The sequence below is a fragment of the Streptomyces sp. M-16 genome (assembly GCF_052114405.1).
In the GTDB taxonomy this organism is placed as follows: Bacteria; Actinomycetota; Actinomycetes; order Streptomycetales; family Streptomycetaceae; genus Streptomyces.
Map to the genome: position 1 here is coordinate 1 of NZ_JBFRER010000163.1, position 23,856 is coordinate 23,856.

A 23,856-nucleotide genomic window follows, 5' to 3' on the forward strand; every position below is an offset into this window, starting at 1 on the left:
CCCGTGTGGCGRCCTCGTGCCCGGGCCGTGTGGCGGCCTCGTGCCCGGGCCGTGTGGCGGCCTCGTGCCCGGGCCGTGTGGCGGCCTCGTGCCCGGKCCGCGCGGCGGCCCCGTGCCCGGTCCGCGCGGCGGCCCCGTGCCGGGCCCGGGCGGCGATGCGGCCGGGTGGGCCTCGAACATCGGGCCGGATGGCCGTAGCATCCGGCCATGCCGAATGGTCAGCACGGTCCGTCGTCCAGCCAGCCCGCCGGAGGCCAGTGGTACCCCCCGGAGTGGCCCGACCGCATCCGCGCGCTCGCGGACGGCGCGCTCACCCCGGTGCCGCCCAAACGCGCCGCCACGGTGATGCTGCTCCGCGACACCCCCGCCGGCCCGGCCGTGCACATGCTGCGCCGCCGTGCCTCCATGGCCTTCGCCGGAGGCGCCTACGCCTACCCCGGCGGCGGGGTCGACCCGCGTGACGAGGACCGCCGCATCGGCTGGGCCGGCCCCGGCCTGGACGCCTGGGCGGACCGCCTCGGCACTGACGCCGCCACCGCCCAGGCCATCGTCTGCGGGGCCGTCCGTGAGACCTTCGAGGAGGCCGGCGTACTGCTCGCCGGGGAGACGCCCGGCACCGTCGTCGGCGACACCACCGGTGACGACTGGGAGGCCGACCGCGAGGCCCTCGTGGCGCGCGAGCTGTCCTTCGCCGAGTTCCTGGACCGGCGCGGCCTGCTGCTGCGCTCCGACCTGCTCGGGGCGTGGGCCCGGTGGATCACCCCGGAGTTCGAGCCCCGCCGCTACGACACGTGGTTCTTCGTCGCGGCCCTCCCGGAGGGCCAGCGCACCCGCAACGCCTCCACCGAGGCCGACCGGACCGTCTGGATCCGCCCGTCCGAGGCGGCCGCCCGCTACGACGCGGGCGAGCTGCTGATGATGCCGCCCACCATCTCCACCCTGCGTTCCCTGGAGCCCCACGCCAGCGCCGCCGCCGCGCTGACGGCGGCCGCCGCGCAGGACCTGACGCCCGTACTGGCGCAGGCCGCCCTCGTGGACGGTGAGCTGGTGCTCAGCTGGCCGGGGCACGACGAGTTCACCAAGCGCGTCCGCCCGGGAGGCACCGCATGACCGACGCAGCCGTACTCCCCGGCCAGCCCCGCGGAATGGTCTCCTCCGGGCCGGCGACCGTCCGTGCCGTCAACGTCCTGGCGCCCAACGCCTCCGCGATGACCCTGGACGGCACCAACACCTGGCTGGTCTCCGAGCCGGACTCCGAGCTGGCCGTCGTCATCGACCCCGGCCCGCTGGACGAAGCCCACCTGCGGGCCGTCATCGCCACCGCCGAAAAGGCCGGCAAGCGCGTCGCGCTCACCCTCCTGACCCACGGCCACCCCGACCACGCCGAGGGAGCCGGCCGCTTCGCGGAGCTGACCGGGACGAAGGTCCGGGCCCTCGACCCCGCGCTGAGGCTCGGCGACGAGGGCCTGGCCGCCGGCGACGTGATCCGTACCGGTGGCCTGGAGCTGCGCGTCGTGGCGACCCCCGGCCACACCGCCGACTCGCTCTGCTTCCACCTGCCCGCCGACCGGGCCGTCATCACCGGTGACACCATCCTGGGCCGCGGTACGACCGTGGTCGCGCACCCCGACGGCCGCCTGGGGGACTATCTCGACTCCCTGCGCCGCCTGCGCTCCCTGACCGTCGACGACGGGGTGACCACGGTGCTCCCGGGGCACGGGCCGGTCCTGGAGGACGCCCAGGGCGCCGTCGAGTACTACCTGGCGCACCGCGCCCACCGGCTCGCACAGGTCGAGACGGCCGTGGAGAACGGCTTCGTCACCCCCGAGGCGGTCGTCGCGCAGGTCTACGCCGACGTGGACCGCTCTCTCTGGCCCGCGGCCACATGGTCCGTACAAGCACAGCTGGAGTACCTTCGTGATCACGGACTGATCCCGGGGGGACCTGAATGAACACCCTGTACGTACTGCTCGCCCTGCTCGCCGCGGCCGGCTGGATCACCTCGACGGTGACCCTGCGCATGCGTGCCCTGGCGGACAGGGCGGACCGGTTGGAGCGCCGCCTGGGCCTGGTGCTGGACCACCTGGGCATCGAGGAGCCGGAGCCGGCCGGGATGGACGAGGTGCGGGCGCTGGTGCGCGACGGGCGCGACGTCTCGGCGATCAAGCGGTACCGCGAGATCACCGGCGCCGGTCTGGCGGAGGCGAAGCAGGCCGTCGACGCCCTGGCCGCGGCGCGGAGCGCGTAACGGGCTCCGCCGCGGGCTAGCGGCGCGGTGCCTTCGTACCGTGCCGGGCCGTGTACTCGTCGGCGAGCCACGGGCCGAGGTCCTCGACGTACCGGCGCACCACGGCAGGGTCCTCGACCGGGGCCAGCGCCACGACGGCCGCCGCCCGCATCTGGTCGGCCCGCTGCGGGTAGTACCGGGCGAAGACCTCCGCGGACTCGGTGAGGTCGCTGGTCCAGCCGCCCCAGCGGGGCATGACCAGGGTGAACCCGGTGCGCACGAGGTGCCGGGCGAAGGCCCGGCTCAGCCGGCGGTAGTCGGCCGGTTCCGAGGCCGACTCGACGCGTTCGCGCCAGCGGGGCAGTACGCGGGCCAGGTCGCCGTTGGTCTCCCGGGCCAGGACGCCGTCCGGCCGGTACCGGGGCAGGTGCTCGGCCAGGTCGGCCCCGAGCAGCGGCGTGCACAGGCAGGCCAGGAACCAGCCCAGGTCGTAACGTTCCTGCTCGCTCAGCAGCCGGTCCTTGCCGTACAGCAGGACGCCGACCCCGTCGATCTCCGGGAAGTCCTGGTCGAGGCCCTGGCCCAGCACCTCCGCGATGTCGCGGTCGTCGTGGGCGGGCTCGTCGTGCAGGGCGATCAGCAGGTCGAGGTCGGAGCGGCCGGGGCGGGCGGTGCCGCGCGGCACGGACCCGTAGAGGTAGGCGCTGTGGAGCCGGCTCCCGTAGGCCTCGGCGATCCGGCCGCGCGCGGCGGCGACGAGGCCCGCGAACGCGGGCTGGATCCGCCCCAGGGACCCCTCCCGCTCGAAGTACCCGTACGCGTCCAGACCCCTGTGTTCCATGATCCCTACTGTGCCCCTTCGCGGGGGCCGCCGCGGAGCCGTTTTCCGGGGCGCGCCGGACGCGCGGAGGGGCCCCGCCCGGCTTCCGGACAGGACCCCTCCACGACCGCGCCGGGGCGCGGCGGCCGACGTCGGTGACGTCAGCGCGAGCGCTTGGCGAGCCGCTCCACGTCCAGCAGGATCACGGCGCGCGCCTCCAGGCGCAGCCAGCCGCGGCCCGCGAAGTCGGCCAGGGCCTTGTTCACGGTCTCGCGGGAGGCGCCGACGAGCTGGGCGAGCTCCTCCTGCGTCAGGTCGTGCACGACGTGGATGCCCTCCTCCGACTGCACGCCGAAGCGGCGCGACAGGTCGAGGAGCGCCCGGGCCACACGGCCCGGAACGTCGGAGAAGACCAGGTCGGACATCTGGTCGTTGGTCTTGCGCAGGCGCCGGGCGACGGCGCGCAGCAGCGCGGTCGCGACCTCGGGCCGGGCGTTCAGCCACGGCTGCAGGTCGCCGTGGCCGAGGCCGAGGAGCTTGACCTCGGTCAGCGCGGTGGCGGTGGCGGTGCGCGGGCCCGGGTCGAAGAGCGACAGCTCGCCGATCAGCTCGCCGGGGCCGAGGACGGCCAGCATGTTCTCGCGACCGTCGGGGGAGGTGCGGTGGAGCTTCACCTTGCCCTCGGTCACGACGTAGAGCCGGTCGCCGGGGTCGCCCTCGTGGAACAGGGCGTCACCGCGTGCGAGCGTCACCTCGCCCATGGAGGCGCGGAGCTCCGCGGCCTGCTCGTCATCGAGCGCCGCGAAGAGCGGGGCGCGCCGCAGAACGTCGTCCACGAGTCTCTCTCCTATGTCGACCAGCTCAGGGGACCGGTCTCCCATTTTGCCGGACGGCTCAAACAGTGCGATCAATCACTACCAAGGATGCAGGACGGACGCCCGTGCTGTGTGGTGAGCGACCGATCGGGGTGGTGTTACCTGAGGTCCGGGCGGGTGTCGGCGCCCGGCCTTAGGCTGGCCGGGTGTCCAATAAGCCGGTGAGAGCACAGGCCAAGGGGTCCGCAGGAGTGACGGCGGCCCCAAATTCAGCCGTGGGCGAACAAGCCCCCGGAGAGGCGTCCGGCGGGTCCCGGTCCGCCTCTCAGGGCAAAGCTTCGGCCAAGAAACCGCCGTCCGCGGCGGCGCGCGCGGCCGCGGACAAGAGCGCGTCGAGGGCCGTGGACGGGGCCCCGGCCGCCTTCCGGGTGCCCGCCCCCGCCCGGAGCGCCGGGAAGGGCAAGGCCGAATCCCGTCTGGCGATGGTCCGGCGGGCCCGCCGTATCAACCGGGAACTGGCCGACGTGTACCCGTACGCCCATCCGGAGCTGGATTTCCGCAATCCCTTCGAGCTCCTGGTGGCCACCGTCCTGTCCGCGCAGACCACCGACCTCCGCGTGAACCAGACGACCCCCGCCCTCTTCGCCGCCTACCCGACCCCCGAGGACATGGCCGAGGCCGTGCCGGAGGAACTGGAGGAGCTGATCCGGCCGACCGGGTTCTTCCGGATGAAGGCCAAGTCCCTCCTCGGCCTTTCGCAGGCCCTGCGCGACCGCTTCGGCGGCGAGGTCCCCGGCCGGCTCGAAGACCTGGTCACCCTGCCCGGCGTGGGCCGCAAAACGGCGAACGTGGTCCTCGGCAACGTCTTCGGGGTCCCCGGGATCACCGTCGACACCCACTTCGGACGCCTCGCCCGCCGCTTCAAGTGGACCGAGCAGGAGGATCCCGAGAAGGTCGAGGCGGAGATCTGCGCGATCTTCCCCAAGAGCGAGTGGACGATGCTCTCGCACCGCGTCGTCTTCCACGGCCGCCGCATCTGCCACGCCCGCAACCCCGCCTGCGGCGCCTGCCCCATCGCGCCGCTCTGCCCGGCCTACGGGGAGGGCGAGACTGACCCGGAGAAGGCGAAGAAGCTGCTGAAGTACGAGAAGGGCGGCTACCCGGGCCAGCGCCTGTCCCCGCCCCCGGACTACCCGGGCCTCCCCGCCTCCCCGCTGGGAGCCCGTACGGAGCCCTGAGCGCGACCGGGGGCGTACGGCCGGACGGGCCGGGCCCACCGGCGGGGGCGTGCGCCAGGACGGCCGCACGCCCCCGCCGGAACGAATCGGTACCCGGACCGCGTTCAGCGGTGTGGGAGAGGGTGTTCACGGAAGAACACGGACAGGGGTGCCTATGACGCGCGGTACACAGGACGAGACCACGGCCACCACCCGCGAGGGCGACGGCCTGGTCCTCAGCACCGAGGGGCTGCCCGCCTGGCTCGACCCGGTCGTGGCGGCGGCCCGCACCGTCCGGCCGCGCCAGCTCAGCCGCTTCCTGCCCCCCGAGGACGGCGGCGGCCGCCAGTCCGCCGTGCTGATCCTCTTCGGAGAGGGTCCGCGCGGCCCGGAGCTGCTGCTCCAGGAGCGCGCCGGCACCCTGCGCTCGCACGCCGGCCAGCCCTCCTTCCCCGGCGGCGCCCTCGACCCCGAGGACGGCGATCCGCACACCACCGGCCCGCTGCGCGCCGCACTGCGCGAGGCCGAGGAGGAGACCGGTCTCGACCCGGCCGGCGTCCAGCTCTTCGGGGTGCTGCCCCGGCTCTACATCCCGGTCAGCGAGTTCGTCGTGACCCCGGTGCTCGGCTGGTGGCGCGAACCCTCCCCGGTCGGCCCGGTGGACCCCGCGGAGACGGCCCGGGTCTTCACGGTGCCCGTGGCGGATCTCACGGATCCCGCTCACCGGGTGACCGTGGTCCACCCCAGAGGCCACCAGGGGCCCGCCTTCACCGTCGAATCGGCCCTGGTCTGGGGGTTCACGGCAGGGGTGATCGACCGCATCCTGCACTTCGCGGGCTGGGAGCGCCCGTGGGACCGCTCACGTCAGGTCCCACTCGACTGGCACGCATGAGACGGTGACCCTCGTGAACGTGCTGGACATCCTGTTGCTGGTCGCCGCCGTGTGGTTCGCGATCGTGGGCTACCGCCAGGGGTTCGTCGTCGGCATCCTGTCGGTGATCGGCTTCCTCGGCGGTGGTCTCGTCGCCGTGTCCCTGCTGCCCCTGATCTGGGACCGGGTGACCGACAACGGCACCCAGGTGACCACCACCGTCGTCGTGATCGCCGTCGTCGTGATCATCATCTGCGCCTCGATCGGCCAGGCCCTGACCACCCATCTGGGCARCCGCCTGCGACGCCACATCACCTGGTCGCCCGCCCGCGCGCTCGACGCGACCGGCGGGGCCCTGGTGAACGTCGTGGCGATGCTGCTGGTGGCATGGCTGATCGGTTCCGCACTCGCCGGGACCTCGCTGCCCACGCTCGGCAAGGAGGTCCGCAACTCCAAGGTGCTCCTCGGCGTGTCGCGCGTGCTCCCCGCGCAGGCCAACACCTGGTTCTCGGACTTCAGTTCCACCCTCGCCCGCAACGGCTTCCCCCAGGTCTTCAGCCCGTTCTCCAACGAGCCGATCACCGAGGTGAAGGCGCCCGATCCGGCCCTCGCCCGTAGCGGCGTGGCCGAACAGGCGAAGCTCTCCATCGTGAAGGTCGTCGGTACGGCGCCCAGTTGCAGCAAGGTCCTGGAGGGCACCGGCTTCGTCTTCGCGCCGGGCAAGGTGATGACCAACGCCCACGTGGTCGGCGGTGTCATGGAGCCCACCGTGCAGGTCGGCGGCGAGGGCAAGCTCTACGACGGCAAGGTCGTGCTCTACGACTGGGAGCGCGACATCGCCGTCCTGGACGTGCCCAAGCTGCGCGCCCCGGCCCTGGAGTTCACCGAGAAGGACGCCACGAGCAGCAGTGACGCGATCGTCGCCGGCTTCCCGGAGAACGGCGCCTACGACGTCCGAGCGGCCCGGGTCCGCGGCCGGATCAACGCCAACGGCCCGGACATCTACCACCGGGGCACCGTCCGCCGCGACGTCTACTCGCTCTACGCGACCGTACGCCAGGGCAACTCCGGCGGCCCGCTGCTGACGCCCGAGGGTCGGGTGTACGGGGTCGTCTTCGCCAAGTCGCTCGACGACCCGAACACCGGTTACGCCCTGACGGCGGACGAGATCCGGGACGACATCCGCCTCGGCAAGACCTCCAGCCGCCGCGTCGACACCCAGGGCTGCGCCCTCTGACACCCTCTCCGGGCCCCTGCCGGGGCCCGGGGTGGTGTCCTACATGCGTGGATGGCGCAGCCGCGCCGAGACCCAGCGGGCGCGGCGGCGCAGGATGCGTGGGATCCCCAGCCGGGGGTCGTGACCGTCCCGGCCGGCCCTGTCGTGCGTGCCCGGCGCTGTGGCCGAGCGGCGTTCGCGTGCGGTGTCACCGTGGTCGTGCGTCCAGCCCATACAACGAGCTGTGCCCGGGGCCCAGGGTCCGTAACCCCCCGGGGGGCGGCCAATTGGCCTATGCGCCGGGCAATTGAATGTCCGTAAGACAGTCGTACGAAGCGCCTGCCGCTCCGTCAGCCGCCCGTGGGGGTGCCGCGGATGGCCCGCTGGCGGCCCGTCAGCGGTCGGGCTCGGGGTCCTTCAGCCAGTTCACCAGCTCGGTGGAGAAGGCCACCGGGTCCTCCTCGTGGGGGAAGTGCCCCAGTCCGTCGAAGAGCCGCCAGCGGTACGGGGCTTCGACGTACTCCCCGGAACCGGCGGCGCTGCGGGTGCGCATCACCGGGTCCAGCGAGCCGTGCAGGTGCAGCGTCGGCACCCGTACGGGCCGCTTCATCCGCCGGTAGAACTGGAGCCCGTCCGGCCGGGCCATCGAGCGCATCATCCAGCGGTACGGCTCGATGGAGCAGTGCGCCGTGGAGGGGATGCACATGGCCCGCCGGTACACGGCGAGGGCCTCCTCGTCGGCGCCGTCCGCCTGCAGCCGCGGCCCGGACCACTCCCGGATCAGCTCTCCCACGAGGGCCCCGTCGTCGGCGACCAGCTGCCGCTCGGGGACGAACGGCCTCTGGAAGCCCCAGACGTGGGAGCTGGCCCGGGTCTGGCCGAAGTCCGCCAGCATCGCCGAGCGCCAGCGGCGAGGGTGCGGCATCGAGGAGACGACCAGCCGGCGCACCAGCTTGGGCCGCATCACAGCCGCGGTCCAGGCGAGGTAGCCGCCCAGGTCGTGCCCGACGAGCGCGGCGTCCGGCTCGCCGAGGGAACGCACCACTCCGGTGATGTCCAGGGCGAGGTTCGCCGGGTCGTAGCCGCGCGGGGTGCGGTCGCTGCCGCCCACCCCGCGCAGGTCCATCGCCACCGCGCGGTACCCGGCGTCCGCGAGCGCGGTCAGCTGGTGCCGCCAGGTCCACCAGAACTGCGGGAACCCGTGCAGCAGGAGGACGAGCGGGCCGTCGCCGCACTCCGCGACGTGGAAGCGCGCGCCGTTGGCGGCGACGTCCCGGTGGGTCACCTTCCTCCCGCCCGGCACGTCGATCCGTACCGCCGAAGCGGCGGTGGGCGCGGGGCTGGAGTCCGGCGAAGGGGCTGTCATGAAGACGAGCGTGCCACACCCACGGCCTGGTCACTCAACGGCCGCGGATGCGGCTTGACGGTTCCGACGAGCGCGGCGGTCTCCTTGACGGACTCGATCGTCTTCACCGGCGGCTTGACCTTCTTGAACTTCGACATGGCCAGCAGCCCGATCAGGCCCGCGAGCAGCCAGAACGCGACGCCGACGATGAGGAAGGACCAGGCCAGGCCGAGTCCGAGATTGTGGATGCCGTAGGCCGCGGCGAAACTCAGTACGGGGAGGGAGAAGAGCAGCAGCACGCCCGCCACGATCGCGGCACCGCTGCCGATGCCCGCGCGCTTGACGTCCTGCTTGAGTTCGACCTTGGCGAGGGCGATCTCGTCGTGCACCAGGGCCGACATCTCGGCGGTGGCCGAGGCGACCAGCTGGCCGAGCGTGCGCTCGGCTCCCGGAGCCCCTTGGTCCACTGCGCTCATCTCTGACTCCCTCTGTCGTCTGCTGTCGGCGGCTGTCCTCCGTCGTCAGTCAGATCATGCCGGACGGTCGGCGCCGGTGCTGGACCCGCCCGCCGCTTCCCGGGTGGAACCACCCGTGGGACCGTGCCCGCCCGGGGCGGCGGCCTCGGCCCTGCGACGGTGCTCGGCGGCCTTCTCCTCGTAGATCTTCGCCATCCGCAGGTGGTACGCCGGGTTGTCCTGCTCGTAGATGTCCGGGATCCCGTCGGCGTCCTCGTCGCGCTCCTCGGCCTCGGTCAGCGACCGGTAACGGCGGTCGCGCAGCTTGAGCATCACGCACGCGATGACCGCCGCGATCAGGGAGCCGAGCAGGACGGCCGCCTTGATCTCGTCGGTCAGGACGGGGTCTGCGGCGAAGGCCAGCTCGCCGATCAGCAGGGAGACGGTGAAGCCGATGCCGGCGAGGGAGGCCACGGCCAGTACGTCGGGCCAGGCGAGGTCCTCGTTCAGCTCGGCCTTGGTGAAGCGGGCGGCGAGCCAGGTGCCGCCGAAGATGCCGACCGTCTTGCCGACGACGAGTCCGAGCACCACGCCGAGGGTCTCGGGGCGGGTGAAGACCTGCGCGATGGCCTCGTCGGAGAGCGAGACCCCGGCGGAGAGCAGGGCGAAGAGGGGTACGGCCAGGCCGGCCGAGAGGGGGCGGACCAGGTGCTCGATGTGCTCGCCGGGGGAGTGTTCCTCGCCGTCCCTGCGGGTGCAGCGCAGCATCAGGCCCATCGCGACGCCGGCGATGGTGGCGTGGACGCCGCTGTTGTACATCAGGCCCCAGATGACCAGGGCGAGCGGGACGTACACGTACCAGCCGCGGACGCCGACGCGCAGCAGGAACCAGAAGAGGACCAGGCCCGCGACGGCCCCGCCGAGGGCGAGGAAGTCGATCTCGCTGGTGAAGAACACCGCGATGATCAGGATGGCGAAGAGGTCGTCGACGACCGCCAGGGTCAGCAGGAAGGCGCGCAGCGCGGACGGCAGCGAGGTGCCGATGACCGCGAGGACGGCGAGGGCGAAGGCGATGTCGGTGGCCGTCGGGACCGCCCAGCCGTCGAGCGATCCGTTGCCTAGGGTGTTGACCAGCGCGTAGACCACCGCGGGCACGGCCATGCCGCAGAGGGCGGCGATCACGGGGAGGGCGGCCGCCTTGGGGTCGCTCAGGTCGCCCGCGACCAGCTCGCGCTTGAGCTCGATGCCGGCGACGAAGAAGAAGATCGCGAGCAGGCCGTCGGCCGCCCAGTGCTGGAGCGAGAGGTCCAGGCCCAGGGCGGCGGGACCGATGTGGAAGGACCTGACGCTGTCGTAGCTCGCGGATATCGCCGGGATGTTCGCCCACACGAGGGCGGCGATGGCGGCCACCAGGAGCAGGACCCCGCCGACGGTCTCGGTGCGCAGCGCGTCGGCGACGAAGCGGCGCTCGGGGAGGGAGAGCCTGCCGAGGAACTTGCGGCGGGTGCTGGGCGGGGGCGTGGCCACGGTGGGGAACCTCCGGGTGGGCGACGGCATGGCAAATGCAGTTGCCGACCAGACTTCCCGGCGCACCCTGAGACTCTTTGAGCGTCAAATGTTGACGCTTCCTTTACCTTACAGGGTTCGCGCGGTCGTATCGGGTGATCTTCACCTTAAACGGGAGGAGGGCGTGCGGGGCGGTTTGGCGATCGGGCCGAGGGTGGCGCCCACGTGGTTGCGCAGCTCCCCGACCAGGGTGTCCGTCTCGGTGGCGCTGCCGCGCAGGATGACGAAGGCCACGATGGCCTGGCCGGTGGTCTCGTCCTTGGCGCCCACGACGGCCGCCTCGGCGACCGACGGGTGCGAGACGAGCGCCGACTCCACCTCGGTGGTCGAGATGTTGTGGCCCGACACCAGCATCACGTCGTCGACCCGGCCGAGCAGCCAGATGTCGCCGTCGTCGTCCTTCTTGGCGCCGTCGCCCGCGAAGTACTTGCCCTCGAAGCGGGACCAGTAGGTGTCGACGAAGCGCTGGTCGTCGCCCCAGATGGTGCGCAGCATCGAGGGCCACGGCTCGGTGAGGACCAGGTAGCCGCCTCCGCCGTTCGCCACCTCGCGGCCCTCGTCGTCCACGACGGTGGCACCGATGCCGGGCAGCGCGCGCTGTGCTGAGCCGGGCTTGGTCTCGGTGACGCCCGGCAGCGGGGCGATCATCATGGCGCCGGTCTCGGTCTGCCACCACGTGTCCACGATCGGGCAGCGGTCGCCGCCGATGTGCTTGCGGTACCAGATCCAGGCCTCGGGGTTGATCGGCTCACCGACCGAGCCCAGCACGCGCAGGCTCGACAGGTCGAACTTCGCGGGGATGTCGTCGCCCCACTTCATGAACGTACGGATCGCCGTTGGCGCGGTGTAGAGGATGGTGACGCCGTACTTCTGCACGACCTCCCAGAACCGGCCCTGGTGCGGGGTGTCCGGCGTGCCCTCGTACATCACCTGGGTGGCGCCGTTGGCGAGAGGGCCGTAGACGATGTAGGAGTGCCCGGTCACCCAGCCGATGTCGGCGGTGCACCAGTAGACGTCGGTCTCCGGCTTGAGGTCGAAGACGGCGTGGTGGGTGTACGAGGCCTGGGTGAGGTAGCCGCCGGAGGTGTGCAGGATGCCCTTGGGCTTACCCGTGGTCCCCGAGGTGTACAGGATGAAGAGCGGGTGCTCGGCGTCGAAGGCCTGCGGGGTGTGCTCGGTGGACTGGCGGCCGACCACGTCGTGCCACCAGACGTCGCGGCCCTCGGTGACGGCGGTGTCCTGGCCGGTGCGGCGCACCACGAGGACGTGCTCGACCTGCGGGCACTTGGCGACGGCCTCGTCGATGGCGGGCTTGAGCGCGCTGGGCTTGCCGCGGCGGTAGCCGCCGTCGGCGGTGATCACCAGCTTGGCGTCGGCGTCCTGGATGCGGGAGGCGACGGCGTCGGCGGAGAAGCCTCCGAAGACCACCGAGTGGGCGGCGCCGACGCGGGCGCACGCGAGCATCGCGACGACGGCCTCGGGGATCATCGGCAGGTAGACGGCGACCCGGTCGCCCGCCTGGACACCGAGCTCGGTGAGGGCGTTGGCGGCCTGCGAGACCTCGTCCTTGAGCTGGGCGTAGGTCAGGGAGCGGCTGTCGCCGGGCTCGCCCTCGAAGTGGATGGCGACGCGGTCGCCGTTGCCGGCCTCGACGTGCCGGTCCACGCAGTTGTACGCGACGTTCAGCTTGCCGTCGGCGAACCACTTCGCGAACGGCGGGTTGCTCCAGTCGAGCGTCTCGGTCGGCTCGGTCTCCCAGGTCAGCCGCCGGGCCTGCTCGGCCCAGAAGCCCAGCCGGTCCGCGTCGGCCTGCGCGTACGCCGCCTCGGTCACGTTGGCGGCGGCGGCCAGATCGGCGGGCGGTGCGAACCGCCGCTCCTCCTTGAGCAGATTGGCCAGGCTGTCATTGCTCACGACATCTCCCTTTCCCAGGGTGTCCGTTGTGTCCCCGGGCATAGCTCATCAGGTCAGACGCCCAGGTGACAAGGGGTAGCCGAGAATTGGTTTAGACCTATAGCACGACTGGGCGGCCCGTGCGCCGCAGCGTACGCGCGGGCCGCGCGCGGCGCGCGAAGGGCCCCTTCCCGCTACAGGGTGCGGGAAGGGGCCAACAGCTTGCACGGATACGGGAGGGTATCGGTTCGGACGGAATTCCGGTCAGGCGTTCTGGCCCACGCTGTCGAAAACCCGACAGTCGAAGAAGTCCTCGCCCTCGGACAGCAGGTAGGCCTGGGCCTCGCCGACGTGGAAGTACATCCCGTGCAGTTCCAGCGAGCCGTCGGCGAGCCGGCGGGCCACCGATTCGTGGGCCCGCAGGTGGTCCAGCTGCTGGACCACATTGGTCAGGCAGAGTTGTTCCACGGCGTCCGCCGGGAGCCGGCCCGCGATCCTGGCCCAGGCGTGGTGCCGGCTGGCCATCCGCTCCAGGCTGGGCAGGCCGTGCCGCAGCCAGCGGCGCAGGGGGGTCATCGGGGCGCCCGGGTGGGAGTTCAGCAGGGCCTGCATGGCGCCGCAGCCGGAGTGCCCGCACACCGTGATGCTGTCGACCTTCAGCACGTCCACGGCGTACTCGATGGCCGCCGCGACCGAGTCGTCGGTGGCTTCGGCTCCGGGCGGGGGGACCAGATTGCCGACGTTGCGGACGGTGAAGAGGTCGCCGGGGCCACTTGCCGTGATCATGCTGGTCACCAGGCGGGAGTCCGCGCAGGTGAGGAAGAGCTGCGAGGGCCGCTGTCCCTCGCGCGCCAGCCGGGCCAGCTCGTCGCGGACGTGCGGGGCGGTGTCCCGCTGGAAGGCGCCGATCCCGTTGGCGAGTTGACCCGCACCACGGCGCCGGGGGGAGGCCGTCCCGGCATCGCGGGGCTCGGCCGCGCTCGGGATCGTCCCGGCCGCCTCGCCCGCCGGGACGCGCGCGGCGACCGCCGGGTGCGTGGCGGGCAGGGCGCGGTGGTCGCAGTGGTTCTGCCAGGGGGTCCACGGGCGGCAGCACTGGTGCGCTCCCCGGCCTTCACCCCGGTGGCCGCCGGCTCCGCCGATCGCGGTGCTCCCGCCGGCCGGCACCCGCCCGGACCCGGTCGGGGAGCCGTGGCCCGGCCGCACGCCGGCGCCGGCCCGGGGCGCCGTCCCGGCGGGCCGGGCGTGGTTGCCGCGGGAGATGGCGGCCCCGCCCCGGCCGGTGAGTTCCACCGAACCCCCGTGGGCCAGGTGCGTGTCCTGCCAGTCCTGGAGGATCTCGTAGGCGGCGTGGTCGATGAACGAGCCGTCCAGCTCGACGACGGCGTGGCCCTCGTGCGGGATCGAGTTCAGCACCCGGCTCAGGCGCGGCACGGCGAGGAAGGTCAACTGCCCGCGCGCCCGGACCCGGTGGACGCCGTCCGCCTCCTCCAGGGTGATCCTCGTGCGCGCCAGCCGGTGCATGGCCAGGGCCACGGCCACGGCGATGCCGACGGCGACGCCTTCCAGGACCCCGCCCAGGACCACGGCGACGATGGTGGCCGCGTAGACCAGGACCTCCCGGTACCGGGTGACGGTCCTCAGGTGCGTGATGCTGACCACCTGGATTCCGACGGCCAGCACCAGCGCCGCCAGGGCGGCGAGCGGGATCAGGTCGAGCACGGGGACGAGGAGTCCGGCCGCGAGCACCACCCACAGCCCGTGCAACATGGCTGATTTACGGCTTACGGCACCGGACTTGACGTTCGCCGCGCTGCGTACGGCCACGGCCGCGACGGGCAGCCCGCCGAGCATCCCGGAGACGATGTTGGCGGCGCCCTGTCCGCGCAGCTCGCGATCGAGGTCGGCGCGGGGCGGGCGGTCGCCCGTACCGCGCTCGGAGGCGATCAGCTTGTCGGTGGCGACCGAGGACATCAGGGACTCGACGCTGCCGACCAGGGTGATGGTCAGCACGGCGGCGATGATCCCGAGCACCGGGCCCTGCGGCAGCTCCGGCAGCGCGTGGCTGCTCCAGGAGGGCAGGTCCACCCGGGGCAGGTCGAGCCCGGCCAGGGCCGCACCGGCGGTGGCCGCGGCGACCGCCGCCAGTGCGGCGGGCACCTTGCGCAGGGCCCGGCCGACCCGCCCGGGGATCCGGGGCCAGAGGAGCAGGACGCACAGGGTCAGCGCGCTCACCCCGAGCGCGGCCGGATGCAGATCGGCCAACTGGGCGGGCAGTCCGATTACGTTGGCGACGGCCGAGCTCTGCGGGGTGCCGCCGAGCACGATGTGCAGCTGGGCCAGCGCGATGGTCACGCCGATGCCGGCCAGCATTCCGTGCATGATCGCCGGGCTCACCAGCAGGGCCGAGCGCGCGGTGCGCAGGAAGGCCAGTCCGAGCTGGCAGCAGCCGGCCAGGACCGTGATGGCGCAGGTGGTGCGCCAGCCGTAGTGCTGGATCAACCCGGCCGTCACCACGGTGAGTCCGGCGGTCGGCCCGCTCACCTGGAGCGGGGCGCCGCCGAGCCGCCCGGCCACGATCCCGCCCACCGCGGCGGCCACCAGCCCCGCCTGCAGGGGGGCTCCGGTGGCCAGGGCGATGCCCAGCGAGAGGGGAAGTGCGATCAGGAAGACGGCGACGGACGCGGACAGGTCCGCATGGAGCCCCTTGAGGCGGGGTCCGGCACCGTCGGGGCCTTGGTTCGTGGAGGGGGGTGTGGCGGCTGTCGTCATGGGTTCCCGTCTCCTCGGGGGAGGTGATGAAGTGGCGGGAGTCTCAACACTCGGTAAATGGATGGTAATGGAGAGTAAAGACTGCTGGTAGGGAATGCGGGCAAATGGGCCATGAATTAGCACTCAGGGGTGATTAAGTATTTTGTCTGCCTTGTCATACCTTCCTTAAAGCGGACCGCGTGGGACGTTGCGTCACGAAAGTCCCGCGATGGAACTGCGAGGGAGAGGTGTGCGGATGATCGCCGCCACGAAGAAGATCGCCGGCGGCCTTGTCGCCACGGCCCTGGTGCTGGGCGCCGCCGGGTGCAGCGCCTCCGAGCCCGCCCGCCCCGGCGCTCCGGGCGCCCCCGGCAACCAGAACACGAAGAAGGGCGCCGCCGCCCCGGAGGCCCCCGGCAGTGTCAACCGCCCCATCGGCGACGGTTCGACCGCCTACACCGGCTCCCAGCCGAACGTGCAGAAGCCGCAGAGGCTGAAGCCCGGTGAGAAGCCCCCGCAGTTCGTGGTGTTCTCGTGGGACGGCGCGGGTGAGGACAGCCAGAAGCTCTTCTCGCACTTCCGCGAGGTGGGCAAGCAGTACAACGCCCGGATGACCTACTTCCTCAGCGGCGTGTACATGCTCCCGGAGGAGAAGCGTTCCCTCTACACGGCCCCGCAGCACTCCGCGGGCCGCTCCGACATCGGCTTCGGCGACCTCCAGGGCATCAAGGACACCGCCACCCAGGTCCGCGGGGCCTGGCTGGAGGGCAACGAGATCGGCACCCACTTCAACGGCCACTTCTGCGGCCCCGAAGGGGGTGTCGGCACCTGGTCGGTGGAGGAGTGGAAGAGCGAGATCAACCAGGCCAAGTCCTTCGTCAAGAACTGGAAGACGAACACCCCGGCGCTCAAGGACCTGCCGGCGCTCCCCTTCGACTACGACAAGGAGCTGATCGGCGCCCGCACCCCCTGCCTCGAAGGCCAGAAGAACTTCATGCTGGCGGCGAAGGACATGGGCTTCCGCTACGACTCCAGCGGCATCGGCAAGCAGATCTGGCCGAAGAAGACGGACGGGCTCTGGGACCTCCCCCTCCAGCTGGTGCCCATGCCCGGGCGCGCCTTCGACACCCTGAGCATGGACTACAACTACCTGGTCAACCAGTCCGGTACGACCACCCAGGGCGACCCCTCCCAGCACGAGTACTGGGGGGACCAGATGCGCGACGGTCTGCGCCAGGCCTTCGACCGGGTCTACCAGGGAAACCGGGCGCCACTGATCATCGGCAACCACTTCGAGTCGTGGAACGGCGGCACCTACATGCGTGCCGTCGAGGAGTCCATCCAGACCATGTGCACCAAGCCGGAGGTCCGGTGCGTGCCCTTCCGCGAGCTGGCGGACTGGCTGGACGCCCAGGACCCGAAGACGCTGGAGTGGATGCGCACCCTCGACGTCGGCCAGGCGCCGAAGGACGGCTGGGCGAAGTTCCTCACTGCGGGGCCGCCGCCCGCGCCGCCGACGGCCCCGGCCGCGGTCAAGCCGGCTGAGGAGTCGAACGAGGGCTGACCAGGGCCTCGTGCAGCACGAAGCCGGGGTCGATCTGCTCCGCCAGGTCGGCCCCGGTCTTGGCGTTCCCCCAGCTCTCCGCGTTGCGCAGGTGGAAGTGGACCATCTGCTCGGTGTACTTGTCCCAGTCGCGGTCGGCGTACGAGTCCTCGGCCGCGTCCTGGAGCGCCTGCAGCGCGAGCCGGTTGGTCGCCTCCAGCAGGTCGAACGGCGCGGGGCGGCCCTTCTCCATCGCCCGCACCCAGTCGGAGTGCCCGAAGGTGACCAGCAGGTCCGCTCCCACCTCGTCCTGGAGGAACTCGATGTCCTCCGGGCCCTGCACCTTGTTGCCGACCACCTTGAGCGCGATGCCGAAGTCCCGCGCGTACTCCTTGTACTGCCGGTAGACGGAGACGCCCTTGCGGGTCGGTTCGGCCACGAGGAAGGTCATGTCGAAGCGGGTGAACATGCCCGAGGCGAAGGAGTCCGAGCCGGCCGTCATGTCGACGACGACGTACTCGTCCGGGCCGTCGACCAGGTGGTTGAGGCAGAGCTCCACCGCGCCGACCTTCGAGTGGTAGCAGGCCACGCCGAGGTCGGCCTCGGTGAACGGCCCGGTGGCCATCAGCCGTACGGGCTCCCCGTCGAGCAGCACCGTGCGCGCGCAGGCCTCGTAGACCGGGTTGTCCTCGGTGACCCGCAGCAGTCGCGAGCCGGCGCCGGGCGGGGTGGTCTTGATCATGCTGTCGGTGGATGCGATGCGCGGGTTGGAACCGCGCAGGTACTCCTTGATGAGGGGCAGGTGCGCGCCCAGGGCGGGCAGTGCGGCCGCCTCGTCCTCGGGGAGCCCGAGGGCCGCGCCGAGGTGCTGGTTGATGTCGGCGTCCACCGCGACGACGGGGGCTTCATTGGCTGCGAGGTGGCGGATGAAGAGGGAGGACAGGGTCGTCTTGCCGCTGCCGCCCTTTCCCACGAAAGCGATCTTCATGTTCACCAAGCGTAGTGGCACGGTAGCGCGGTGTGGTCAAGGTGAGTGAAGAAGACCACTCCAAGGAGGGGTCGGTGCTACGGCCGCGCAGTGCGTAGGCTCCCTACTTATGAGTAGCGCTTCTGACCCGCTGGCGGCCCTGGGTTCGCTCCCGGGAGTCGCAGAGTCCGTGGATTCCGTACGCAAGGCCGTGGACCGGGTCTACGGGCACCGCGTCATGCGCCGGCGCAGCGGGGAGATCACCTCGGAGGCCGCGCTGCGCGGCGCTCGGGGCAGCGCGGCGCTGTCCGGTGCCGACTGGGCGCTGGAGGAGGTCCGCCGCCGCACCGACTTCGGCGCCGACGCGCAGGCGCTGGCGGTGGGCGCCGCGCTGCGCCTGACGGCCGAGGCGGGCCAGCTGCTGAGCATCTGGCGCCAGTCGCCGCTACGGGTTCTCGCGCGGCTGCACCTGGTGGCGTCCGGGTCGACCGCGGCCGGGGACGTCGTGGGCAGGCCGCGGCTGGCCGGGGAGCCGGTGGACGAGCCCCTGGTGGACCTTCCGCTGCCCGGCGCCGACGAGGTGGCGGGGCGGCTGGACGGCCTCTCCCGGCTGATCATCGCGGGCGGCTCGGCCCCCGCCCTGATCACGGGCGCGGTGGTGCACGGCGAGCTCCTGGCGCTGAGGCCGTTCGGCTCGTACAACGGCCTGGTCGCTCGCGCGGCCGAGCGGATCGTGCTGATCAACAGTGGCCTCGACCCGAAGGCGATCTGCCCGGCGGAGGTCGGTCACGCCGAGCAGGGCGTGAAGGCCTACCTGGAGGCTTTCGAGGGCTACGTCTCCGGGACCCCGGAGGGGATGGCCGCCTGGATCGCGCACTGCGGCCGCGCGATCGAACTCGGGGTGCGGGAGTCGACGGCGGTCTGCGAAGCCCTCCAGCGCGGCGCGGCGTAGGCGGCGGGGCCGGGGGCCTGGGGCCCGGGCCCCAGGGGCGCCGGGAGACGGCGCCGGGAGCGCGTAGGGGCCGGGAACAGGGTTGCGGCGACACCGTACTGCTTTGGTGTCGCCGCTGGCATTCGCGCCCAGTTACCAAGCGTCCTCGATATGTGCCCATCAGGTCGGGAGCTTTGCCCGGTTACCTGGTGCGGCTGGCCCGTAATCGACGGGTCGACGTCGCGTGGGTGCTCGGCGTTCATGCTTCGGTCCGTGGGCCTTACTGCGTTTTAAAGATGATCCTCTCGGATGTTCTTTGGTCTCGCGGGCCGTTGACTCCTTTGTACTCCGCTTCCGAGCCGAGCGAAACCCCTGGCTGGAGTTCTTTACTTTCCGGGATGAAGCGGGGTGATTCGGACAGCCCAAAACGTCCCAGGTCAGGACGCCTGGCGGTGGGGTGACGGCGGGGATCAGGCGGTGGCGGCGGCGGCCCGACGGCGGCTGGCGTACCAGACGAGACCGGCGGTGGCCGCGGCCGCGCCCACCGCCGCGGCGGCGACGAGGGCCGGGCGTGCGGGCATCGAGAGTGCGGGCAGCCGCTGCTTGAGCCGTACCGGCCTGCTGAACACCAGAACCGGCCACTCGCGCGCCACGGCCTCCCGCCGCAATGCCCGGTCCGGGTTGACCGCGTGCGGGTGCCCGACGGCTTCGAGCATCGGCACGTCGGTGAAGGAGTCGCTGTACGCGTAGCACCGGGCCAGGTCGTAGCCCTCGGACTCGGCGAGCTCGCGGACGGCTTCCGCCTTCGTGGGCCCGTAGGCGTAGTACGCGATCTCGCCGGTGAAGCAGCCGTCGTCGCCGACCACCATGCGGGTGGCCACGACCCGGTCCGCCCCGAGCATCTCGCCGATCGGCTCGACGACTTCGGCGCCGGACGTCGACACGATCACCACGTCACGGCCCGCGGTGTGGTGGGCCTCGATGAGGGACGCGGCCTCGTCGTAGATGATCGGGTCGATCAGGTCGTGGAGGGCTTCGGCGACGATCTCCCGGACCTGCTGCACGTTCCACCCCTTGCAGAGGGCGGAGAGGTACTCGCGCATCCGCTCCATCTGGTCGTGGTCGGCTCCGCCGGCCAGAAAGATGAACTGCGTGTACGCGGTGCGCAGCACGGCCCGCCGGTTGATCAGGCCGCCCTGGTAGAAGGACTTGCTGAACGTCAGAGTGCTGGACTTCGCAATGACCGTCTTGTCCAGGTCGAAGAAGGCGGCGGTCCGAGGCGAGGAGTGCGGCAAGGGCTGATTTTCCACGACCCGAGCATATGCGCCCACCATTCGGCGTAAGGTGTGGCGCGTGGGTTTGCCTGAGAAGGCTCTCGGGTACACCATGGAAGTCACGGATCGTTCGCGACCGTGCTAACCCGGTCTGGCTCCTCCCCCCCCGAGTCGGACCGTGGGGACGACCCCCGCTCTCCCCCCCGGCGGGGGTCGTCGCATGTCCGGACGCGGTTCGCGTCCCATGCCTTCGGCCTTCAGTGGTCATCCGCTCGGCCCTCCCTCGTCGGCGGGCCCGCATGGCTCAGGCCCTCACCCCCTCGAACTCGTCACGCTGCGTAGTGGTTCCGGCGCGCTCCGGAACTCACCTGATGGGGTGGCGAAGTTATTCACAAGGGCCTTCTCGTCCACAGTTTTGGAGCAAGATCCACTCCTTTTTCCGGATCGCTGCACCGTGATTCCAGCCGCGAAGTCCGCGGCTCGTGGATTTGCGGCGAGAAGGGGGCGGAGATCGTGGCTGGATCGAAGTCGTGTGAAGGGCCGGAGCCCGTGGTGACCGGCGGGGGCGGGCGGGCCGCAGGTGCGCCCGGGATGCTGCCCGGTGGCGGGCGGCCACTGATCATCACCGAGGACCCGCTGCTGCTCGACGACCTGCTGCGGCTGTGCGCCGCCGCGGGCGCCGAACCGCACGTGCACCATGCGGTGCCCGAGCAAAGCGGAGCCGGTGGTGCGCGTGGGAGCGGGGACGACGGGAGTGCCTTCGCGGGCGGCGGGCCGCGCGGCGGCGTGGGATGGGAATCGGCCCCGCTCGTCCTCGTCGGAGACGACGCCGCGCGCCGGGTGGGCGGAGCGCCGCGCCGTGGCGGGGTGTTCCTCGTCGGCCGGGACCTCGACGACCCCCTGGTCTGGCAGCGGGCGGTGGAGATCGGCGCCGAGGAGGTACTGCGGCTGCCCGACGCCGAGAGCCTGCTCGTCGACCGCATCGCCGACGCGGTGGAAGGCGCGGGACGCCCCGCCCTGGCCGTCGGCGTGATCGGCGGCAGCGGCGGCGCCGGCGCCTCCACCCTCGCCTGCGCCCTCGCGCTCGGTGCGGGCCGGGCCGGGGAGCGCACCATCCTCATCGACGGCGACCCGCTCGGTGGGGGCATGGACGTCCTGCTCGGTGGCGAGAGCGCCGAAGGGCTGCGCTGGCCCGACTTCGCCGCCTCGCGCGGCAGGGTCGGGGCAGGGGCCCTGGAGGAGTCCCTGCCCGAACTGCACGCGCTGCGGGTGCTGAGCTGGGACCGCGGCGAACGGGTGGTCGTGCCGCCCGCCGCGATGCGGTCGGTCGTGGCCGCCGCGCGCAGGAGGGGCGGCGTGGTCGTGGTCGACCTGCCCCGGCGGGTGGACGAGGCCGTGGCGGAGGTGCTGGCCCAGCTCGACCTGGTGCTGCTCGTGGTGCCCGGCGAGCTGCGGTCGGTGGCCGCGGCGGGCCGGGTGGCCGCCGGGGTGCGGATGGTGGCCCGGGACGTCCGCGTGGTCGTACGGGGCCGCTGCCGGGAGGGGCTTGACGCCGAAGCGGTGGCGGCGCTGCTGGGGGCGCCGCTGGCCGGGGAGGTGCCCGTGGAGGTGGGGCTTCCCGGCCGGGTGGAGGAAGGGGAACCGCCGGGGGCGCGGGGCGCGCTGGCCCGGTTCTGCGACGGCTTCTGGCAGCGGGCCCTGGGCTCCGCGCAAGGAGTGCCGGCATGAGCGCGCCGCTGCTGGACGCGGTGCGCCAGCACCTCGCCGAGACCGGGGCGGAGCCCACCCCGGCCAGGGTCGTGGCGGCCCTGCGGGCACAGGGCCGGCTGCTCGGGGACGCGGAAGTGCTCGGAGTGGCCGAGGAGTTGCGGTCCGAGCTGGTCGGTGCGGGCCCGCTGGAGCGGCTGCTCGCCGACCCCGAGGTCACCGATGTGCTGGTGGCCGCCCCCGACCGCGTGTGGGTGGACCGGGGCGGGGGGCTGGAGTTGACGGAGGTGAGGTTCGCCGACGCCGAGGCCGTGCGCAGGCTGGCCCAGCGGCTGGCCGCCGTCGCCGGACGGCGGCTGGACGACGCCCGGCCCTGGGTGGACGCCCGGTTGCCGGACGGCACCCGGCTGCACGCCGTGCTTCCCCCGGTGGCGGTCGGGTCGGCCTGCCTCTCGCTGCGCGTGGTGCGGCCCAAGGCGTTCACCCTGGACGAGCTCGTGGCCGCGGGAACCCTGCCGCCGGGCGGCCAGCGCCTCCTCCGGGCCATGGTCGAGGCCCGGCTGTCGTTCCTCGTCTCCGGCGGGACCGGTACGGGCAAGACCACCCTGCTCAGCGCCCTGCTGGGGCTGGTCGGGCCGGGCGAGCGGATCGTCCTGGCGGAGGACTCCGCCGAACTGCGCCCCGACCATCCGCACGTGGTGCGGCTGGAGACCAGGCCGGCCAACCAGGAGGGGGCCGGGCTGGTCACCCTGGCGGACCTGGTCCGCCAGGCCTTGCGGATGCGGCCCGACCGGCTGGTGGTCGGCGAGGTGCGGGGCGCCGAGGTGGCCGACCTGCTCGCCGCCCTGAACACCGGGCACGAAGGCGGGTGCGGCACGGTGCACGCCAACGCCGCGGCGCACGTGCCCGCCCGGCTGGAGGCGCTGGGCACGGCCGCCGGGCTGGACCGGGCTTCCCTGCACAGCCAGTTGGCTGCCGCGCTGACCCTGGTGGTCCACCTGGTCCGTGACCGGGCCGGGCGGCGCCGGGTCGCCGAGGTGCACGTGCTGGAGCGGGATCCGGCCGGGCTGGTGGTGACCGTGCCCGCGCTGCGCTGGGGGACCCGCGGGTTCGTACGGGAGCCGGGCTGGGCACGGCTCGGGCCGCTGCTGGGAGGTTCCCGGTGAGCCCCGGGGTGTCGGTGCCCGTCTTCGCCGGGGTGCTGTGTGCGGGCGCCGCCGTCCGGGTGCTGGCCGGGGGCGACCGGCTGCCCCGGCGGGCCCGGCTGGTGCTGGCCGGGGGAGGCCCCCCGGTGCCGGCCGGGCCGGTGTGGGGGTGGCACCTGGTGGCCGGGCTGCGGGTGCGGGCCGGGAGGTGGCGGGAGTGGGTCCCGCTCGTGGCCGGGCTGGTGGTCGCGGTGCTCGGCGGGTCGGTGATCCCCCTGGTTTCGGGGGCGCTCGCGGTGCCGTTGGTGCGGCGCAGGCTGCGGGCCCGGGAGCGCGAACGGGCGCGCGGGGCCCGGGCCGCGGAGGTGGTGGCGCTCTGCGGGGCCGTGGTGGGGGAACTGCGGGCGGGATCCCAGCCGGGCCGGGCGCTGACGGTGGCGATGCGCCGTACGTCGGCCGGTCCCGGAGGTCCGGGCCCGGCCGAGGCGGGGGTGCTGGCCGCGGCGGCTTTCGGCGGGGACGTCGCCGGGGCCCTGCACGAGGCGGCCCGGGAGCCGGGCGCCGCGGGGTTGGCCGCGATGGCGGCGTGCTGGCGGGTCTCCGTGGACGGCGGAGCGGGCCTGGCGGCCGGACTGGACCGGCTGGAGGGGGCGTTGCGTGCCGAGCGCGACCGGGAGGAGTCGCTGCGGGCCCAGTTGGCGGGAGCCAGGTCGACGACGGTGGTGCTCGCGCTGCTGCCGCTGGTGGGGCTGCTGATCGGCACCGGGCTCGGGGCGGATCCGCTGCGGGTGCTGCTGCACTCGCCGGTCGGGTGGGGCTGCCTGCTGGTGGGCGGTGTGCTGGAAGCGCTGGGACTGCTGTGGTGCCGGCGGATCGTACGGACGGGGGAGCGGTGATGGGCGGGTCCGTGGTCCACAGGCTGGGGACGGCGCTGTGCCTGGCGGTGCCGGTCTGGTGTCTGGTGTCGGGGTGGGCGGGGTGGCTGCGGAGGCGGGCGGCCCGTCGCAGACTCGCGGAGCTGTTCCCCGCGAGGGCGGCGGGCTCCGGGCCGGGGCGCGGGTCCCGCGGGCGGGCGTCGCGGGCGGTACGGGCCGGACCGGCCCGGGCGCTGCC

General features: G+C 72.8%; 19 protein-coding genes and 2 pseudogenes. 12 read left to right on the forward strand and 9 right to left on the reverse strand.

The window, feature by feature from the left end; genetic code table 11:
• The first annotated feature begins 207 nt into the window (after nt 1-207).
• From AB4039_RS38830 to AB4039_RS38840, 3 genes are read left to right on the forward strand one after another with little or no spacing between them, the layout of a single operon-like run.
• On the forward strand, nt 208-1,110 hold the full coding sequence (locus AB4039_RS38830; RefSeq protein ID WP_266839990.1) for an NUDIX hydrolase: 903 nt from the start codon (nt 208-210) through the stop codon (nt 1,108-1,110).
• On the forward strand, nt 1,107-1,952 hold the full coding sequence (locus tag AB4039_RS38835; RefSeq protein WP_442272975.1) for an MBL fold metallo-hydrolase: 846 nt from the start codon (nt 1,107-1,109) through the stop codon (nt 1,950-1,952). Before AB4039_RS38830 ends, AB4039_RS38835 begins: the two co-directional genes overlap by 4 nt.
• Nucleotides 1,949-2,248, forward strand: a complete 300-nt coding sequence (locus AB4039_RS38840; RefSeq protein WP_266839986.1) for a hypothetical protein — start codon at nt 1,949-1,951, stop codon at nt 2,246-2,248. Before AB4039_RS38835 ends, AB4039_RS38840 begins: the two co-directional genes overlap by 4 nt.
• Before the next feature lie 16 nt (nt 2,249-2,264).
• On the opposite strand, the gene AB4039_RS38845 is transcribed toward AB4039_RS38840, so the two are convergent.
• Together AB4039_RS38845 and AB4039_RS38850 are read right to left on the reverse strand one after the other, a co-directional pair.
• A complete protein-coding gene (locus AB4039_RS38845) occupies nt 2,265-3,068 on the reverse strand; it encodes a nucleotidyltransferase domain-containing protein (RefSeq protein ID WP_266839984.1) in 804 nt (267 codons plus the stop codon).
• Between the two features lie 140 nt (nt 3,069-3,208).
• Nucleotides 3,209-3,883 (reverse strand): Crp/Fnr family transcriptional regulator, encoded by a 675-nt coding sequence (locus AB4039_RS38850; protein ID WP_003981529.1) that lies wholly within the window; start codon nt 3,881-3,883, stop codon nt 3,209-3,211.
• Between the two features lie 380 nt (nt 3,884-4,263).
• Here AB4039_RS38850 and nth point away from each other — a divergent pair, with 380 nt between their 5' ends.
• The 3 genes from nth to AB4039_RS38865 all read left to right on the forward strand — a co-directional run bounded on the left by nth (nt 4,264) and on the right by AB4039_RS38865 (nt 7,187).
• Nucleotides 4,264-5,100: an endonuclease III gene (gene nth / locus AB4039_RS38855; protein WP_442272976.1), complete on the forward strand. Its 837-nt coding sequence runs from the start codon at nt 4,264-4,266 to the stop codon at nt 5,098-5,100.
• A 154-nt stretch (nt 5,101-5,254) separates the two neighbouring features.
• Nucleotides 5,255-5,971, forward strand: a complete 717-nt coding sequence (locus AB4039_RS38860; RefSeq protein ID WP_266839982.1) for an NUDIX hydrolase — start codon at nt 5,255-5,257, stop codon at nt 5,969-5,971.
• Nucleotides 5,972-5,984: 13 nt separating this feature from the next.
• Complete coding sequence (locus tag AB4039_RS38865; RefSeq protein WP_442272982.1) at nt 5,985-7,187, forward strand: MarP family serine protease; 1,203 nt, start codon at nt 5,985-5,987, stop codon at nt 7,185-7,187.
• Between the two features lie 373 nt (nt 7,188-7,560).
• Here AB4039_RS38865 and AB4039_RS38870 read toward each other — a convergent pair whose 3' ends face one another.
• The 5 genes and pseudogenes from AB4039_RS38870 to AB4039_RS38890 all read right to left on the reverse strand — a co-directional run bounded on the left by AB4039_RS38870 (nt 7,561) and on the right by AB4039_RS38890 (nt 15,197).
• On the reverse strand, nt 7,561-8,532 hold the full coding sequence (locus AB4039_RS38870) for an alpha/beta fold hydrolase (protein ID WP_266839981.1): 972 nt from the start codon (nt 8,530-8,532) through the stop codon (nt 7,561-7,563).
• Nucleotides 8,529-8,987 carry a phage holin family protein gene (locus tag AB4039_RS38875; protein WP_266839980.1) on the reverse strand — a complete coding sequence of 153 codons (459 nt, stop codon included), beginning with the start codon at nt 8,985-8,987 and terminating at the stop codon, nt 8,529-8,531. Before AB4039_RS38875 ends, AB4039_RS38870 begins: the two co-directional genes overlap by 4 nt.
• Nucleotides 8,988-9,041: 54 nt before the next feature.
• Nucleotides 9,042-10,493, reverse strand: coding sequence for a Na+/H+ antiporter NhaA (gene nhaA, locus AB4039_RS38880; protein ID WP_442272977.1), 1,452 nt, complete (start codon nt 10,491-10,493; stop codon nt 9,042-9,044).
• Between the two features lie 165 nt (nt 10,494-10,658).
• Nucleotides 10,659-12,488, reverse strand: a pseudogene (gene acs, locus AB4039_RS38885) (acetate--CoA ligase); the annotation flags it as partial.
• 201 nt (nt 12,489-12,689) lie between these two features.
• On the reverse strand, nt 12,690-15,197 hold the full coding sequence (locus tag AB4039_RS38890; protein WP_442272978.1) for a SulP family inorganic anion transporter: 2,508 nt from the start codon (nt 15,195-15,197) through the stop codon (nt 12,690-12,692).
• Nucleotides 15,198-15,432: 235 nt separating this feature from the next.
• On the opposite strand from AB4039_RS38890, the gene AB4039_RS38895 reads away from it, so the two are divergent.
• Nucleotides 15,433-16,740, forward strand: coding sequence for a hypothetical protein (locus AB4039_RS38895; RefSeq protein ID WP_442272979.1), 1,308 nt, complete (start codon nt 15,433-15,435; stop codon nt 16,738-16,740).
• Here AB4039_RS38895 and AB4039_RS38900 read toward each other — a convergent pair.
• On the reverse strand, nt 16,709-17,707 hold the full coding sequence (locus tag AB4039_RS38900) for a nucleotide-binding protein (RefSeq protein ID WP_442272980.1): 999 nt from the start codon (nt 17,705-17,707) through the stop codon (nt 16,709-16,711). The two genes, AB4039_RS38895 and AB4039_RS38900, sit on opposite strands and share 32 nt — an antisense overlap.
• Before the next feature lie 109 nt (nt 17,708-17,816).
• Here AB4039_RS38900 and AB4039_RS38905 point away from each other — a divergent pair, with 109 nt between their 5' ends.
• Nucleotides 17,817-18,638, forward strand: coding sequence for an oxidoreductase (locus AB4039_RS38905; protein ID WP_266839971.1), 822 nt, complete (start codon nt 17,817-17,819; stop codon nt 18,636-18,638).
• Nucleotides 18,639-19,087: 449 nt separating this feature from the next.
• Here the strand turns inward: AB4039_RS38905 and AB4039_RS38910 are convergent, their stop codons facing one another.
• Nucleotides 19,088-19,951: an HAD-IB family hydrolase gene (locus AB4039_RS38910; RefSeq protein ID WP_266839969.1), complete on the reverse strand. Its 864-nt coding sequence runs from the start codon at nt 19,949-19,951 to the stop codon at nt 19,088-19,090.
• Nucleotides 19,952-20,482: 531 nt separating this feature from the next.
• Between AB4039_RS38910 and ssd the strand changes: the two genes are divergently transcribed.
• The 4 genes and pseudogenes from ssd to AB4039_RS38930 all read left to right on the forward strand — a co-directional run.
• Nucleotides 20,483-21,619 (forward strand): septum site-determining protein Ssd, encoded by a 1,137-nt coding sequence (gene ssd / locus AB4039_RS38915; protein ID WP_266841734.1) that lies wholly within the window; start codon nt 20,483-20,485, stop codon nt 21,617-21,619.
• On the forward strand, nt 21,616-22,764 hold the full coding sequence (locus AB4039_RS38920) for a TadA family conjugal transfer-associated ATPase (RefSeq protein WP_266839967.1): 1,149 nt from the start codon (nt 21,616-21,618) through the stop codon (nt 22,762-22,764). The genes ssd and AB4039_RS38920 overlap by 4 nt, the downstream gene beginning before the upstream one ends.
• On the forward strand, nt 22,761-23,639 hold the full coding sequence (locus tag AB4039_RS38925) for a type II secretion system F family protein (RefSeq protein ID WP_442272981.1): 879 nt from the start codon (nt 22,761-22,763) through the stop codon (nt 23,637-23,639). The genes AB4039_RS38920 and AB4039_RS38925 overlap by 4 nt, the downstream gene beginning before the upstream one ends.
• A pseudogene (locus tag AB4039_RS38930) lies at nt 23,639-23,856 on the forward strand (type II secretion system F family protein); the annotation flags it as partial. The gene AB4039_RS38925 and the pseudogene AB4039_RS38930, both read left to right, overlap by 1 nt.

Excerpts from the sequence above, each read along its gene's own strand:
- AB4039_RS38900 (WP_442272980.1), bottom strand. The coding sequence starts at position 17,707 with ATGAAGATCGCTTTCGTGGGAAAGGGCGGCAGCGGCAAGACGACCCTG.
- AB4039_RS38910 (WP_266839969.1), bottom strand. The coding sequence starts at position 19,951 with ATGGTGGGCGCATATGCTCGGGTCGTGGAAAATCAGCCCTTGCCGCAC.
- AB4039_RS38890 (WP_442272978.1), bottom strand. The coding sequence starts at position 15,197 with ATGACGACAGCCGCCACACCCCCCTCCACGAACCAAGGCCCCGACGGT.
- AB4039_RS38895 (WP_442272979.1), top strand. The coding sequence starts at position 15,433 with ATGATCGCCGCCACGAAGAAGATCGCCGGCGGCCTTGTCGCCACGGCC.
- AB4039_RS38840 (WP_266839986.1), top strand. The coding sequence starts at position 1,949 with ATGAACACCCTGTACGTACTGCTCGCCCTGCTCGCCGCGGCCGGCTGG.
- AB4039_RS38830 (WP_266839990.1), top strand. The coding sequence starts at position 208 with ATGCCGAATGGTCAGCACGGTCCGTCGTCCAGCCAGCCCGCCGGAGGC.
- ssd (WP_266841734.1), top strand. The coding sequence starts at position 20,483 with ATGCTGCCCGGTGGCGGGCGGCCACTGATCATCACCGAGGACCCGCTG.
- AB4039_RS38870 (WP_266839981.1), bottom strand. The coding sequence starts at position 8,532 with ATGACAGCCCCTTCGCCGGACTCCAGCCCCGCGCCCACCGCCGCTTCG.
- AB4039_RS38860 (WP_266839982.1), top strand. The coding sequence starts at position 5,255 with ATGACGCGCGGTACACAGGACGAGACCACGGCCACCACCCGCGAGGGC.
- AB4039_RS38835 (WP_442272975.1), top strand. The coding sequence starts at position 1,107 with ATGACCGACGCAGCCGTACTCCCCGGCCAGCCCCGCGGAATGGTCTCC.
- AB4039_RS38845 (WP_266839984.1), bottom strand. The coding sequence starts at position 3,068 with ATGGAACACAGGGGTCTGGACGCGTACGGGTACTTCGAGCGGGAGGGG.
- AB4039_RS38920 (WP_266839967.1), top strand. The coding sequence starts at position 21,616 with ATGAGCGCGCCGCTGCTGGACGCGGTGCGCCAGCACCTCGCCGAGACC.
- AB4039_RS38875 (WP_266839980.1), bottom strand. The coding sequence starts at position 8,987 with ATGAGCGCAGTGGACCAAGGGGCTCCGGGAGCCGAGCGCACGCTCGGC.
- AB4039_RS38905 (WP_266839971.1), top strand. The coding sequence starts at position 17,817 with ATGAGTAGCGCTTCTGACCCGCTGGCGGCCCTGGGTTCGCTCCCGGGA.